At 61.4% G+C, this 14811-nt stretch carries 12 protein-coding genes and 2 pseudogenes; 7 read left to right on the forward strand and 7 right to left on the reverse strand.

The features are described 5' to 3' along the window. Positions 1 to 55 precede the first annotated feature (55 nt). Positions 56 to 2716 carry a PD-(D/E)XK nuclease family protein gene (locus CPZ00_RS13860; protein WP_096391415.1) on the forward strand — a complete coding sequence of 887 codons (2661 nt, stop codon included), beginning with the start codon at positions 56 to 58 and terminating at the stop codon, positions 2714 to 2716. After that, positions 2713 to 5601 (forward strand): UvrD-helicase domain-containing protein, encoded by a 2889-nt coding sequence (locus tag CPZ00_RS13865; RefSeq protein ID WP_096391416.1) that lies wholly within the window; start codon positions 2713 to 2715, stop codon positions 5599 to 5601. The genes CPZ00_RS13860 and CPZ00_RS13865 overlap by 4 nt, the downstream gene beginning before the upstream one ends. Before the next feature lie 154 nt (positions 5602 to 5755). Here CPZ00_RS13865 and CPZ00_RS13870 read toward each other — a convergent pair whose 3' ends face one another. After that, on the reverse strand, positions 5756 to 7285 hold the full coding sequence (locus CPZ00_RS13870; RefSeq protein WP_096391417.1) for an SLC13 family permease: 1530 nt from the start codon (positions 7283 to 7285) through the stop codon (positions 5756 to 5758). Positions 7286 to 7387: 102 nt separating this feature from the next. Between CPZ00_RS13870 and CPZ00_RS15435 the strand changes: the two are divergent. Then, positions 7388 to 7480: pseudogene (locus tag CPZ00_RS15435) on the forward strand (IS6 family transposase); the annotation flags it as partial. 62 nt (positions 7481 to 7542) lie between these two features. Here CPZ00_RS15435 and CPZ00_RS13875 read toward each other — a convergent pair. Beyond that, a complete protein-coding gene (locus CPZ00_RS13875) occupies positions 7543 to 8817 on the reverse strand; it encodes an IS4 family transposase (RefSeq protein ID WP_096390025.1) in 1275 nt (424 codons plus the stop codon). A 127-nt stretch (positions 8818 to 8944) separates the two neighbouring features. Between CPZ00_RS13875 and CPZ00_RS13880 the strand changes: the two genes are divergently transcribed. Beyond that, a complete protein-coding gene (locus CPZ00_RS13880; protein ID WP_096391418.1) occupies positions 8945 to 9766 on the forward strand; it encodes a transcriptional regulator FilR1 domain-containing protein in 822 nt (273 codons plus the stop codon). Between the two features lie 230 nt (positions 9767 to 9996). Further along, a complete protein-coding gene (locus CPZ00_RS13885) occupies positions 9997 to 10554 on the forward strand; it encodes an OsmC family protein (protein WP_096391419.1) in 558 nt (185 codons plus the stop codon). A gap of 48 nt (positions 10555 to 10602) precedes the next feature. Here the strand turns inward: CPZ00_RS13885 and CPZ00_RS16095 are convergent. The 5 genes and pseudogenes from CPZ00_RS16095 to CPZ00_RS13910 all read right to left on the reverse strand — a co-directional run. Continuing rightward, a pseudogene (locus CPZ00_RS16095) lies at positions 10603 to 10773 on the reverse strand (RNA-guided endonuclease TnpB family protein); the annotation flags it as partial. 210 nt (positions 10774 to 10983) lie between these two features. Further along, positions 10984 to 11415, reverse strand: a complete 432-nt coding sequence (locus CPZ00_RS13895; RefSeq protein ID WP_096391420.1) for an ester cyclase — start codon at positions 11413 to 11415, stop codon at positions 10984 to 10986. Between the two features lie 21 nt (positions 11416 to 11436). Continuing rightward, positions 11437 to 11871, reverse strand: coding sequence for an ester cyclase (locus CPZ00_RS13900; protein WP_096391421.1), 435 nt, complete (start codon positions 11869 to 11871; stop codon positions 11437 to 11439). A 21-nt stretch (positions 11872 to 11892) separates the two neighbouring features. Continuing rightward, entirely contained in the window at positions 11893 to 12315 is a 423-nt protein-coding gene (locus tag CPZ00_RS13905; RefSeq protein WP_096391422.1) for an ester cyclase, read from the reverse strand. A gap of 228 nt (positions 12316 to 12543) precedes the next feature. Next, on the reverse strand, positions 12544 to 12978 hold the full coding sequence (locus CPZ00_RS13910; protein WP_096391423.1) for an ester cyclase: 435 nt from the start codon (positions 12976 to 12978) through the stop codon (positions 12544 to 12546). A gap of 243 nt (positions 12979 to 13221) precedes the next feature. On the opposite strand from CPZ00_RS13910, the gene CPZ00_RS13915 reads away from it, so the two are divergent. Both CPZ00_RS13915 and CPZ00_RS13920 read left to right on the forward strand, forming a co-directional pair. Continuing rightward, a complete protein-coding gene (locus CPZ00_RS13915) occupies positions 13222 to 14079 on the forward strand; it encodes a helix-turn-helix transcriptional regulator (RefSeq protein ID WP_096391424.1) in 858 nt (285 codons plus the stop codon). A 68-nt stretch (positions 14080 to 14147) separates the two neighbouring features. Further along, the gene (locus tag CPZ00_RS13920) at positions 14148 to 14657 is read left to right on the forward strand and encodes a hypothetical protein (protein ID WP_096391425.1); all 510 of its coding nucleotides are present in this window, start codon (positions 14148 to 14150) and stop codon (positions 14655 to 14657) included. Positions 14658 to 14811 lie beyond the last annotated feature (154 nt).

Below are 14811 nucleotides of genomic sequence, written 5' to 3' on the forward strand. Positions count from 1 at the left end.
GCGGACGGAGACCACCCCGTCAACATTTATTACTCGATGGGCGCCTCTTTCGGTCGTGTCATTTCCCCGGGCCAAACCGATCGACGCCCTTTATGAAGACGTCGCGAGCTACGACCTCGTCGTGGTACCGGATGCGCCGTTGGCCGGTGCGTTGAACCGCCGCATTGACCGGCCACGATTGGGATCGTTCGCGACCACGCCCCGTCGCCTCGCGGCGGGACGTCGCGAAGAAGCCGAGGACCGGATTGCCTTCCTCGAACTCGCCGAACGGACCGATATGGACTGGAAGCGTGGCGCCTACGCCATCGGCAACGTTCTCCAGTGCTGGGAACATCAGGGTCGCCTCGACGCGATCCGTGACTACGATGCATACGTGGACGACGTCACGCGCCAAGCCATCGAGCACGTCGACGCCCTCGACACGACCTCGAGCCGCCTCACCGAGTACCGCATCGGCGACGAGCGGGACGTCGCAGTCGTCGGCTACGACCAGCTCACTCGGCTGGAACGCTCGATCCTGCCCGACGAGTACGATACGTACGACACGTTCGACGACCGGGAGTTCGATCACCCGCCGTTCCACGTCTTCGACTCTTCGACGGCGATCGTCGACGCCGTCGTCGACGCCGTGACCGAGGAGACCGCCGCCGACGTCGCCGTGGTGCTCGACCAGGGAAGCGAGTTCTCGACGCTCGTCGAATCGGCACTCGAAGCGGCCGACATCCCGTTCTACGGCGGCCCCGGGTTCATCGACGACCCCGACCACCGCGCGTTCGTCCAGTTGCTTCGGGCCGCACACGGCGGCACAGACACGCGCGTCGGCGAGATACGACCGCTCCTCGAACGGGTGGGTATCTCGGTGGACGTCGAACACGACGAGAAGCGACTGTACGCACTCGACGACCGGGAACTCGACTGGATCGTCGACTTCCGTGAGCGCATCGAGGACCGCACCTTCGGCGAGGCGCTCGATCGCTTCGAGGACAGGACTGACCGCCGGCTGGGCGCGTTCCGTGACGAGCTCGAGACGCTCGGCATCGCCGACGCGCGTGCGACCGAGTCCGCCGTCGACCAGCTCGTGTTCTATCTCCAGAGCTACGAGGTCCCGATCGACCGCGAGAACGAGGGCGTGCTGTTGGCCGACGCGAAGTCGGCTGCCTACGTCGACCGACCCGTGGTGTTCTACCTGGGCCTGGACGAGGACTGGACGCATTCGGCCCCGCGACGGCCGTGGGTCGACCGCGACGCCCAGTACACACGCAACGTCCAGCAGTTCCAGCTCCTCCTCCAGAGCGGCGCGACCCAATACTACCTCGTCCAAGACGCAAAGGGCGGCTCGCCGGTGACGCCGTGTCTCTACTTCGAGGAACTCCTCGACGAGGAGTTCGAGCGCTTCAGCGATCTCACATCGCAGACCCACACCCGACGGTTCGACCGCACCGGCGAAGGTTTCGAGAACGAGCCGGTCGACGCCACCACAAACGAGGTGTCGACCATCAGCCAGTCGAGCCTCGGCACCTACGTCAACTCGCCACGCGACCACTTCTTCGGCCGCCTCGTCGACAGCCCGGACGAGGACTACTTCAAGGAGGGGAACCTCTTCCACGACTTCGCCGAGTTCTACGTCACCCATCCGGACTTCGTCGACGAGGACGTCATCGACGACGTCGTCGAGCACGTGCTCGACGAGACGCGGCCGTTCGTCCGGTCGGTCGACGAGGCGACGCGTCGAACGAAGTATCGCGCGGGCCTGGAGACCATCGTCGCGTTCTTCGAGGAGAACGGGCCGGTCGACGGTGAGTTCCTCACTGCCACAAGCGGCTGGGGCAGCAACGTCTTCGCCGAGCGTTTCGACCGACCCGTCGATTCGCCCATCACCGAACGGTGGTTCGAGAACGACGAACTCGGTCTCAAAGGAAAGATCGATCTGGTTCACTCGCCGTCGCGGCTCGTCGACCACAAGAGCGGGCGTCGCAAGAGCGCGTCTCGGATCGTCACGAACTCCGCGCTCGATCCCCCCAGCGACGCGCCGAACTTCCAAGCATTGCTGTATCTCACGCACTGGCGCTCCCAGCACCCGGGCCAGGAGCTCGAGTTCACGTTCTTCCACTTCCTCGAGACGCTCGACGACGTCGTCGCGGGCGAGGCCGACCTCGACGACACGCTGACGACGATCACCTACCACCCGATGCCGTTCGAGGAGTACGCCAGTTCGGAGGCGTTCTTCGACGAACTGGTCGAGGACGGCTCGAACAAGTGCCGGAAGACGCTCTCCCAGGTCGAGTACGAGGACTATGCCACCGCGTTCGTCGAGACCGACCTCCCGGAGACGACCGACAGCGACGAACTCATCGACTCGGAATTCGGACGGACGCTGACCGCACGGATGAAGGACTGCGTGGGCGACTACAAGTACGTCGAGCAGGGCTGTAAGCAGGCGATGCGACAACTGGCCCGCGTTCGCGGGCAGGCCTTCTTCGAGGACGACCTCGACGCCTTCGAGACGTTCGTCGACGAACGGCTCGAGGAACTGAACCGTCGTCGCGCCGGCGAGGAGCGCTTTCCGATCGAGGGTCTCGGCGGCGAGCCGAACTACCGCTACGTGGACAACCGCGACCTGCTGCTGGAAGGCGGGAGCGGCCACAAGGAGGAGGAAGGCGGGAGCGGCCACAAGGAGGAGGAAGGCGGGAGCGGCCACAGGGAGGGGGACCGATGACGGACCTCGAACCGAACGACCAACAGCGGACGCTCATCGACGGCACCGACGGCCTCTACCTGGTCGACGCGGGAGCGGGAACGGGAAAGACGTTCACCGTGACGCGCCGCTACGCGAACATCGTCTCCCAACCCGCGGTCAGCCCGGACGACGTCCTGCTGGTGACGTTCACGAACAACGCGGCCGCCGAGATGAAGGAGCGAATCGTCGGGAACTGCGGCTACGGGATGCGTGAACTCGCGGACGCCCCCATCCAGACGTTCCACTCACTGTGCCACGACGTCTTGGAAGAGCACGGGCACGCCGCGCCGACGCATCTCGGCATCGACGACCGCATTACGGGCTCGACGCGCCTCGTCGAGGACGAACTCGTCGAGCAAGCGTTGTTCGACGACTTCATCGACCGGTTCAGCGACGACCATCCCGAGTACGACGACGTTTTCCGCGCGCTCTCCGACCCGACAGGGTTGCTCGGCCTCGTCAACCAGCTGGCAGCGAAGGGGGTGTTCCCCGACGCCGAGGGGTGGTACCGCGACGGCGAGCGACACCTCGACGGCGAGTTCGCGGCGTTCAAACGCCAGTTCGACGAGCTGAACGAACCCAGGAACGGCGGGCGCAAGCAGTCGGTTCTGCGGTCGAAACTCGGCCGGTACGGCCGGAACAAGACTTACCTCCCCGACGCCCCCGAGAAGTCGGAGATTCGGGGCAGCGGCAAGCAGGTTCCGGACGGTCTCGCCCGGCGCGTCTTCGAGGAGGACCGGGAGGAGCTGAAGGCGTTCGTTCACGACGTCTATCACGAGTATCTGGCGTTCGCGCTGCGGCGAAACTACCTGAACTTCGGGATGCTCCAGCTGTTCGCGTTCGTCCTGCTCTGTGAGAACCACGAGCTGCGCGAGCGCGTCGCCTTCGAGTACGTGATGATCGACGAGTTCCAGGACTCCAGCGAGATCCAGTTCAAACTCGCCCTCCTGCTCGCGGGCACGAACAACGTCTGCGTGGTGGGAGACTGGAAGCAGAGCATCTACGGCTTCCAGTACGCCGACGTCGACAACATCGTCGAGTTCGAGGACCGCCTCGATCGCTTCGCCGGCCAGTTGAACAGCGACCACGAGCGCGTCTCGTTCCCGACCGCGCCCGTCAAGACCGTCGAACTCGTTCAGAACTACCGGTCCACTCAGGCGATCCTCGACTTCTCGGAACACAGCCTGCGCGTTCCCGCGGCCAAGCGCGACGCGGTCGACGTGGAGGCCGTCGACGACCGCATCGGCGACTCACTGGAGGCGAACGCGGATCACGAGAACTCCACCATCGAGGCAATCCAGAGCGACGAGGAGCACCTGGCGGTGCTGGCGAAGATCCAGGAGATCGTCGGGAACGACGGCTACCGCGTCGAGGGCGAGGACGGCGACCTGCGGCCGCCGACGTACGGCGACATCGCGGTGATGACGCGGACCCGTGACTTCGGCCGCGAACTCCTCGGGACCGCCGAAGAGCACGGCCTCCCGATGGCGTACGAGGGCGGCATCGAACTCTTCCGAACCGACCAGGCCAAGCTCCTGCTCGCCTGGCTGCGCATCCTCGAGGACGACGTCGATCGTGGCTGGGCAACCGTTCTCGAGCGTGCGGGTTACACGCTCGACGAGGTGGACGCGATCCTCGACGACGAGGCGTATCCCGAGAACATGGTGGCGTTCCGCGAGGAACTTCGCGAGTTGGACACGCTGGGCGGCGTCGCGCGTCGCGTGTTCGCTCGGTACGGCTCCGACGGCCCGACCGCGGACGTGGTCCTCCACACCCTCCAGTCGGTCCACAACGCGACGATGCAGACCCGTGGCGACCTCATCCGATTCATCGAGCGCGGCATCGAGGCCGGAAGCACCCACGAGGTGCACGCCGGCGCGGGAACCGATTCCGTGACCGTCCAGACGATTCACGCCACGAAGGGCCTCGAGTATCCCATCGTCATTCTCGCGAACATGAACGGCGGGCGGTTCCCGCCAGGCGGCGGTGGCGGTGGCGTGATCACCTACGAGGACCCGGTCGGCTTGCGGCAGCGCAACGTGTACTCTGACGAGGCACATGGCCTGCCCCACGTCTATGACGACTGGCGGACGGACGTCCGTCGGAACTGTCTCCCCCGTAATTACGACGAGGAACGTCGACTCCTCTACGTCGCCATCACGCGAGCCGAGAGCCACGTCGTCTTCGCCGCCGGCGAGGACCCGAACACGTTCCTCGAGGAGCTCCCGGTCGACGTGGAGTCGGTCACGCCCGAGCTGGCCGCGATCGATCGCGAAGACGCTGAGCGGACCACGCTCCGGGTCGAGATGCCCGTCCAAGAGGGACCGACAGGACACACGCCGCACACGCTTATGCGCGATGAGGTATTCGAGGATGTCGAGGGGGGCCGCGGGACCGCGTTCGGGACCCACGTTCACGACTTCGCCGAGGCGTACGCGCTCGGTGATGACGTGAAGGCACGGAATAGCGACGAAGCACACGTCGCGCAGTTCATCGACGGACTCGACGGCGACGGCGACCCGTTGGTCGAAGAGGACGTCTCCCTCCCGCTGACGGTCGGCGGGGATCGCGTCACGATTTCGGGGACCGTCGACCTCGTGTACGTGACGCCGGACCGTGTCGAGATCGTGGACTACAAGACCGACCGCGGTCGGCACGGCGAGGACGAGTATCGCAAGCAGTTGAGCGTGTACTACCACGTCGCTCGCGAGGTGTATCCGGACCGTGCGATCACCGCCAGCATCCTCTACACCGAAACCGGGGCGCGACAGGAGATCGACCCGCTCGGCATCGACGACATACGCCGTCTCGTCGAAGCGGTCGAGACCCAAACGGGTGACGGTGGCCGGACCATGGACGAGTGACGCGGTCCGGCGAGTGACGCGGTCCGGCGGGTGACGCGGTCCGGACGGCCGATACGGATCGTACGTCGAAGGAGACGATCCGCTCGGTCCACGAAGCCCGAGTGATCCGCAGCCAGTCCGGTCCGTGGGCCGAGTCGATCGGGAGCCGGACGGTCTACGTCCAGACGATCGGGACCCACCAGATGGCGAACGCTGAAATGACGAGGATCGCTGGAAGGGTGATGATGACACCGATCTTCGCCATCTGCGGGATCGTCAGGTAGCCGCTGCCGAAGACGATGGCGTTCGGCGCGGTGGCGACGGGAAGCATGAACGCAAACGAGGCTGCAAATGCGGCGGTTGCCATCAGCGTGAGTGGCGGAACGCCGATCGCGACGCCGATACTCACCGCGATCGGCATGAACAACGACGCAGTGGCCGCGTTCGATGTGACGTTCGTAAGCAACACCACGACCGTCGCGATCAGCAGAATCATCCCGGCAAGTTCCGTGATTCCCAACTCAGCGATCGCGTCTGCGACGACGCCGTCGAGTCCGCTCTGCCGAAAGCCACGGGCGATCGAAAACCCGGCACCAAGCAACAACAGCACACCCCACGGGACCCGTGACGTGTATTCCCAGTCGAGCAGTCGCTCGCCATCGACCGGGATCAGGAAGACGAGGATGGCACCAGCAACGGCGATCATCGCATCGGTGAGCATCGGGACGACGGGCCGGAGAACGAACGGACGAACGATCCAGCCGGCGGCGACGAGTCCGAACACGGCGAGGACGCGTCGCTCACCGGTCGTCATCGGCCCTAATTCGCGCAGGTGGTCGTCGATCACGTCCGGACGACCGGGCTGGCGATCTATCGTCGGGCGCAAGACCACGACGAGCAACACCCACGCGATGAGCAGGAAGACCACGGCGATCGGGACGCCGACCAGCATCCAGTCGAGGAACCCGATCTCGATGCCGAGGCTCGACTCAGCCACACCTGCAAGAACCGCGTTCGGCGGACTGCCGATGAGGGTTGCGGCCCCGCCGATCGACGCGCCGTAGGCAATGCCGAGCATGAGCGCCACCCCGAACGGTGTGTTCGGGAGTTCGACCGCATCCGCCTCGAAGCCGTGGAGCAGTTCCCCCTCGACGGCGATCGGATCGTTGGGTTCTTCGAGCTCGTCACGATCGAGCGGCGGGGTTGTTCGACCGCCGATCGCCGTGAGCTCGACGATGACGGCGGCACCGATCGGTACCATCATCATCGCCGTCGCCGTGTTCGAGATCCACATCGAGAGGAATGCGGTCGCTGCCATGAACCCGAACACGAGTCCCTTTCCGCTTGTGCCGACGGTGGAGATGACGAGCAGTGATAATCGGTGATGGAGGTTCCAGCGCTCGATGGCGAGCGCGATGAGGAACCCGCCGAGAAGCAAAAAGACGATTGGATCCGCGTATGGCGTCGTTGCGTCTCCGACGGTCATCACGCCGGTTGTCGGGAAGAGAACGATCGGAAGAAGCGACGTGACTGGGATCGGAATCGCTTCGGTGATCCACCAGACGACGATCCAGGTCGTGCTTGCGAGGACAGCCGTTGCCTCCGGGGAGAGTGCGACCGGATCAGCGAGCTGCAGCCCGAGAAACATCACCGGACCAAGCAACAAGCCAATGGACCCCCGCGACACGGTGGTTTTTGAGATCATAGCTGACGACTCGGTCATATGTCGGTACGAATGAAGGGTGAGACGGAGTGATTTCTTGGTTCCGATCCCAGAGATCGCGCGTCTCAGTGCGGTCGCGGCTGGATCGACTTAAGCTATGTGGAGGGCGAACGGACGCCCCGATCGGCGATGACGCTCGGTATTCAACGCCACGTTGCTGGTCTCTCACGTTCGAATATCTGAACGATCCGAATACCTATGCTACTGAAGTCGTATAGTACTACTGCATCCGTCTTTAGTTAAGCCTCACACCTCGGTTGTGTAGCGGTAGCGAGTGTCTCTTGTAAGATCGGTCGCTGCTTGTGGATTTTTTGAGCGTCTTCGATCAGCCGTTCGAGCAGCGGCGGTGGTGAGTAGCCGAGGTACTCACCGAGTTCGTGGAGGATGAGCTGGGCGTGCGACCGAAAGGTCGCCGCCCAGCGCTCTGTCGGAAAGACGAGCTCATCATCTGCCTGCTCAGTGACGAGATCCAACAGATCACGGCTTACCAGCAGCGAGAGCAACGCTGCGTACAGCAAGATCTCCACCACGTGTTCGTCACTCGTGTCGAACTCATCCAGTTCGTACTGCGTCTTCAGCTCGCGGAACAGCAACTCAACTTCCCACCGACAGCGGTAGATCTCTGCTAAATCTGCCGGAAAGAACTCTTTTCTCGCCAAATTCGTCATATACAGATGGTAGTCGTCGGCGTCCTCGTCGCGGACGCCGACGACGCGAAATTGCTTCGTATCCAGCGATCGTGTCCCGTTGTACGGCCCTCGTTTGAACTCTACTTCGACCTCTACATCGATGTACTTCCGGTCGAGGTCGTCGAGAACAGCGCGGAGCTGCTTGCCCTCTAAGGGAATGGCGCGGCCGCGCCATTCCCGTAATTCTTCCGTAATCACCGGATTCGCGTTCTGCTTCAGCCGACTCACGAAGTAGCCGTCGTTCTCGTCGATCAGCGCAAACCGGCGGTACTTGAAATAGGCGAGATCGAACAACACGAGGCGGTTCTCAAGCCACGGCCCTGTTTTGAACAGGGTGCTGTCGTGCGTTTTTTCGTTAGCAGTGTCGAGCCGTTCAATCGTCTGCACCGTGGCATTGTGGAGCAGGTGGAGCTTCGCTCCAGCCTGCTCCTCGTGGCGGGCTTCGAACTGATCTGAGAGAAATTCGTGTAACCGCAACACCGTTCCATCAGCGATCATCACATCTCTAAATCGGTCGATATCAGCGTCAACAGCGTTAGGAACAGCGACCTCGTCGAGACCGCGCTCGACGAGGTCGCGGAGGTACTCCGCAAGCGTCGGAGTCAACCGCTGATAGAACCCGCCCGGAGAAATCGTTTCATCGGCAGTAGCGTTGTAACAGCGTCTAAACCCGGCGAGTGTTCGGCTTTCGCCTGCGGCGAAGCCGAACACGAATGCCCAGACAAAGGCAGGAATCTGGAGTTTGCGGTCACGTTCGACCACGCCGAGTTCCTCGGCGTGCTCTTCAAGGAACTCAGAGGGAAACAGTGTAGTGAGCCGACGCATAATTTGAGACGAGGAGGCTTCGTTGTGCACACTCGATTCCTCCTCATTCCTTCCGAAAAGTAGTCCCGATAAGCCGCCGCTGCCACGCGGTTTCTCGCTTAACTAAAGACGGATGAGTACTACTGTTATGAATAATGGCATTCGTCAACACGCCACAAGACCCCCGATTGACGATATCGCCTACCTCACCCGGTCTGAGCACCGGAATCAGACACTCGTCGCACTGACGGAGGGTCCACGGAGTCGCTCTGAACTCCGTGAGCTGACCGGTGTTTCCTCATCCACGGTGCGACGAACGTTGGACGAATTTGAAAATCGAACCTGGATCCGTAAGGAGGGATACCAATATGTCGCCACGTGTCTGGGGGAGGCCATCGCATCAGGGATGGAGGACCTGCTTAATCAGGTCGAAACTGTGCGAAAGTTGAGTGATGTTTGTCATTTACTCCCGGACGAAGTTATCGAGCTCACGCTCGAGATGAGTTCAGAGACGACGGTGACTGCCGCCGATCACGATGCGCCGTACCGCCCGGTGAGCCGATTCAGGTCGTTACTCTTAGAGACCGATCAGTTTCAGTTTCTCGGGGTTGATCTCGCCTTGCTCGAACCCTGTCGGGAGGAGTTTCGACGACGAATCCTCGACGGCATGCAGGCCGAAATCATTAATCCACCAGACGCTGCCAGATACATTATCTCGACGTATCCGGAACTTTGCACCGATATTCTCGAAAGCGGTAATCTGAACCCACTCGTCCACGACGACGTGCCGACGTATGGGATCAGTTTCTTTGACGAGCGGATCGCCGTTAATGACTACGACCCCGGCGGGGCCAAAGCAGATGTGTTGATCGACACCAATACACGGACGGCACACGACTGGGCAGAGTCGGTATACACGACATACAAATCCGAGGCCCGACCGCTCGAATACCAACACCTCATAGGGTAACAACTCACTGACCGAAGCGGGGCCACGTGTTCGATCGCCCCGGTACCCACTTTCGTGGAATCCCCATCAAGAGTGGTGGACAAGTGAGGATGACGACACAGCCGTGTCCGACTTGCAGCGGATGACGATCCTTCAACGGGTGCAAAACATACAGGACCTGCAGAAATTGCGGGAAATAGCTACAATAGCGTCCGATTCGTAGTGTCGATTGCAGGAGTGTAATAAAACCAATGGTAGCGGTAAACGGAGTGGATGTCGAACGACTACATGAAACGATAGAGGTCATTTCGGACGATCCGTTGCCCGGCCAGTTCCGATTCTACGCGGAGACCGAGTGGACGGACGCGCTGCAGTGTACCACGGCTATCGACGAATTCGATCAGGCGGGAGAACAGATCCGGACGCGGGAATTCCACGTCGAGGGCGACGAGCCGGAGCAGATCCTCGGCGACCGGTCGGCACCGAACGCGGTCGAACTGTTGCTCGCGGCGCTCGGGTCGTGTCTGAGCGTCGGATACGCGGCCAACGCCGCTGTGATGGACATCGAGATTCACGAACTTCGATTTGAGATGGAGGGCGATCTGGACCTGCGCGGATTCCTCGGTATTTCCGAGGACGTCCGGCCGGGCTACGAGTCCGTGACCTGCCGGACGCATATCGACGCCGACGCTTCCGAGTCAGAGCTTGAAGAGCTCCGAGAGCGCGTTGAGGCAACCTCGCCGCTAGTGGACAACCTCTCTAACGAGGTTCCGCTCGAAACCGAACTCGTCGTGGGGCAGTCGGCTTGACATCCTCCTCCGGCTCAAGCCGGAGGTATCCCGAGCGTTGGGATGGTAGGGTTTGCAGTCTCCCTGCTCTCTCGTGTTGAACGACCCGCTCTCGCGGTCGAACAGGAAGACTCCGGGCTGTGTCAACCAGCCGTTACTCATATCCCCCAACGGGGGACTCTGAGTTATCTTACGGCGGATGTTCACCGCACCGTTCACGTCCGCGTTCATCGTCGTCTCACCCGCCTAAAGGCGAGGGTGTTAGCCTCGTAGTTCTCTATAAGCGAATCACTCGACACACACAAACTCGAACGCGAGGTCAAGTCGATGGACGCTGATGTCGCGGAGTCAGCCGACGCGGAGTTCCGCTCGACGGAAATGGAACGATGTGTCGAAACCCGGTGGCCGTTCCGGTCGGACGACGAGCCGGACGGGTGAGAGAGACGTGGGCTATTCGACCGGCTCGTCGATTGCGCCGAGTTGCTGAAGACCGGCGAGGAAGTTCCAAGTGGCCCACGTTTCCACGATCTGCCCGTCTCTGACGCGATGCATGGCGTTCCCGGGTATCTCAATCCGTTCGTGTGTCGGTTCGATCCCTTTGAACGGACCCTCGTGTGTGCCGGTCATCGTTCCCTCGAATGCCACGATGTCGTTCTCTGCGATGAGTTCGCCGATGTGGACCTCGCTGTCGGGGAACGCCTCGTGGAGTCGCTGGAGCGCCTCGATGAACGGCTCTGGGCCCTGTGCATCGACGCCAGCATCCGGGTCGTGCCGCGTATAATCGGCGGTGAACAGCTCCGTCACTTGGTCGTAGTTCTGGTCGTTCGCCTCGCTGATGAACCGTCGAACGAGTTCTTTGTTCTCTCGAATGGTCGTTGCCATTGTGTCTTCTCCCTGGGTAAGTCATTCTCTAGGTGGCTCGATGACCCCACGTTGGGTAAACAGGCCCAGCATATCCCGGAGGTCGTATCCTTCGACCCACTTGCCGTCCACGAACCGCGTGAGATCCATCCCGGTCAACGCCACGGGGTTTCCGGTCGGATCGATTCCCATGAATTCGCCTTCGTGGGTGGCAGTGACCGAGACGCGCTGAGCAATCCGGTCGCCATCGGCGACGATCTGTTTCAGTCGAACCCCGCAGTCGGGACACGCCGCGTAGAGCAGGTCGGCGAGCTCACGGACGCCGTCAGACCCGCGGACTGGCTCCGGACGCGCAGCATTGTCGCCGACGACGTCGTCGGCGACGAGTTGGTCAATCGCGTCACCGTTGCGTTGTCCCCGGACCTCCTCGTTGAACCGGCGAGCGTATTTCTCGTTGGTTTGTTCGGGCTTCGTCATGGCACTCCCCGTCTGGTTATGTTATTCGCCGGGTGATTCGACGACGCCGAGTTGCTGGAGCATCCCGAGTTGATCGTAGGTAAGCCAGACTTCCGTGATTTTCCCATCCTCGACTCGCAGGACGCCGCTGGCCGGGAATTCGACTTCCGTACCTGTCGGGGGAATCCCCTCCAGTTCCCCTTCGTGGGTTCCGGTGGCCGTCCACCGAGCTGCAACTCGGTCGTCCTCGGCGAGAATGACCTTTGGCGTGTATTTCATATCCGGGAATGCCTCGTAGAGGGCCTGTTCGTGCTCGGTGACCGCTTCGACACCGTGGAACTCCTCGTCGTGGTCGTGGAGAACGACGTCGTCAGCATGGGTGTCAGCGAACGCATCGAAATCTCGGTCGTTGAGCGCGTCGAAGACACGCCGGAACAGTTCCTTGTTGGTCCGTGTTGTTGCCATCAGTGGGTCCTCCGTGGAGTCATAGACTCCTCGTCTCTCTCTTCCCGGAGACGGCTATTCGCAATATTCCCTGAACGATGCTCACAGTGTGAACGAGGCGCTCAGGGTGGAACGGGTGGCTAACCGGGGAACTGTTCCGGGACAGTTTCGATCTAGTAGAGCAGCTCGTGCGTATCGTACACGTCCTCGGGGTCGGCTATCTGGTTAATCGACAACCGGTAACGGCTGTCAGTCGTGTCTCCGTTCCGGCGGTTCGAAGACGCCGAGTTGCTGCACGAGCCCCACCGTGTCGGCTTGACCCCAGGACTCGACGAACTGGCCGTCTTCGACCCGGAGGATACCGATACCCTCCATTTCGATCTTCTTCCCCGTCGGTTCGATCCCCATAAACTCGCCTTCGTGCGTACCGCTGATCCGGTCACGTCGCACCACCTTGTCGCCTTCGCTGATAACGTCCTCGACCGTCCACTCGGCGTCCGGAAATGCCGTTAGAAACCGTGATACGAATTCCTTGACCCCCTCGGGACCGTGATAGGCCTCAGTGAGTGCAGAATAGCGTCCGACGTAGTCGTCCGCAAACAGTTCGTCGATGACGCCCATATCGTCCGCATTTATCGCTTCCACCACTCGACGGGCTTTCTCCTTGTTTTCCGTTGTTGACATGTGATGTCTGCCTCCATAGCGGTCCAGCGTTGTCTTCGCTGAGATGCCTTATCGCAATGTCCCGTGAACAGCGTTCACAGTGTGAATGGCGGACTGGCTAGTGGTACACCCGTGGGACATCGATATCGGCGCGTCTGAAAATGGACTGTCAGCGTCTGTAGGCCGTCTATGATGAGACTCCCAACACACGGGGGGCGAGGTACCACCCTATGCTATTTAGTGGAGTGCGTGGTACCAATACACATGAATTCGGCACTCGACGACGTCGCGTTTCTCGCGTTGTCCGAGAACCGAATCGCCCTGCTCGCGGGACTGAGCGACGATCAAGCGCACACGCGCGACGAGTTGATGGACGCCACCGACGTCTCGCGCCCAACCCTCGGGCGGATCCTCGACGACCTCGAAGAACGTGCCTGGATCACCCAGTACGGGCAGGAGGCACAGATCACGTCACTCGGTGCGTGGGTCCACGACGAATTCACCGACTTGCTGGAGATGATGGACACCGCACGACGGTTACGTGCCGTCGAACAGTGGCTCTCGACGGACACCCTGGCGTTCGAACTGAAGCGTCTCACCGATGCGACGGTCACGCTGCCGAGCCAGAACAATCCGCTTGCACCGATGCACCGGGCGAGTGAGCTTGAGCGCACTGCCCGGCAGTCTCGGGTTCTCACACACGCGCTCCCGGCCCCTTGTCTGAACGCACACTGGGAGGCGATCACGACCGGTACTCAACAGTTCGAAGCAGTGGTGACGCCGAACGTCGTCGCAACGATGACTGACACAGCACACCGCTCACAGTTCACCGATATTCTTACGGCCGACCAAGCAACCGTGTACGTCTGCGACGATCCCATTCCAGATGTCGTCGGGATCAACGATGGGGTCGTGTACTTCGGGGTCGATGACGACAAGGGTGCGCCCCTCGCCCTGATCGAGACTGGCGATGAGACGGTTCACACCTGGGCTGCGGAGACGTTCGAATCCTATCAGGAAGGCGCCTTACTCCTGACGCCGGACAGTTTTTCAGAGATACAGGAGACGACGTCTGACTCGGAGCAGCTAATGGAACTCGAGTCAATTGAAAACCCTCAGTAGGTGACCCGAATCGAAAGAGGTCAGCGTCCGGCGGTAGTCGTATATCGTATGCCATCGAATACCACACAATGTATTCGAACAAAACGACACTCGCCGACGTCGAGTTCCTCGTCAGTTCACCGAACCGTCTGGATGTGTTCGACGCGGTTCGAACAGCTCCCCGACCTCGCCACGAGTTACGCGAGCGGATCGATGCCTCGCGCGTCACTCTCAGTCGTATTTTACGCGACCTCGAAGATCGGAAGTGGATCGAACGAAACGATGGAGAATACTCCCCCACGCCTCGTGGCGAGATCGTCACCAGAGAGGTTGCCCAGCTCTTCGCTAATCTGGAGGCACTCGACGGACTGGAAGCGGCATTGCTATGGCTCCCGGTCGAACTGTTCGACTTCGACCTCGCTCGTGAGAGAGATAACCGGTCACTGACCGTTTTGCACGCAATGCAGAAGCCACTCTTGCAAAACGGGGTTGAGGACGTAGCGATCGCCACAGGCACGGCAGTAGTAGCGCCGAGAGGCGAGAGAGGGGCGATCAGTCACGGAAACCTCCTCGTTTGCGGATCTAACCGCGCGACGTGACGGGGCCGCGTTCGCACATCGAATGAGAACTAATCGACGGAGATCACCGAAACGCGTGAAACCTCCGAAAAAAGGGTTTTGAACGGCTCTACCGCTGGTGGATGTTTGCTTCGATCCGGGTGAAATTCGGATGGGCGCTACAGGATTTGAACCC

Origin of the sequence: Halopenitus persicus (genome assembly GCF_002355635.1) — an archaeon.
Lineage (GTDB): Archaea > Halobacteriota > Halobacteria > Halobacteriales > Haloferacaceae > Halopenitus > Halopenitus persicus_A.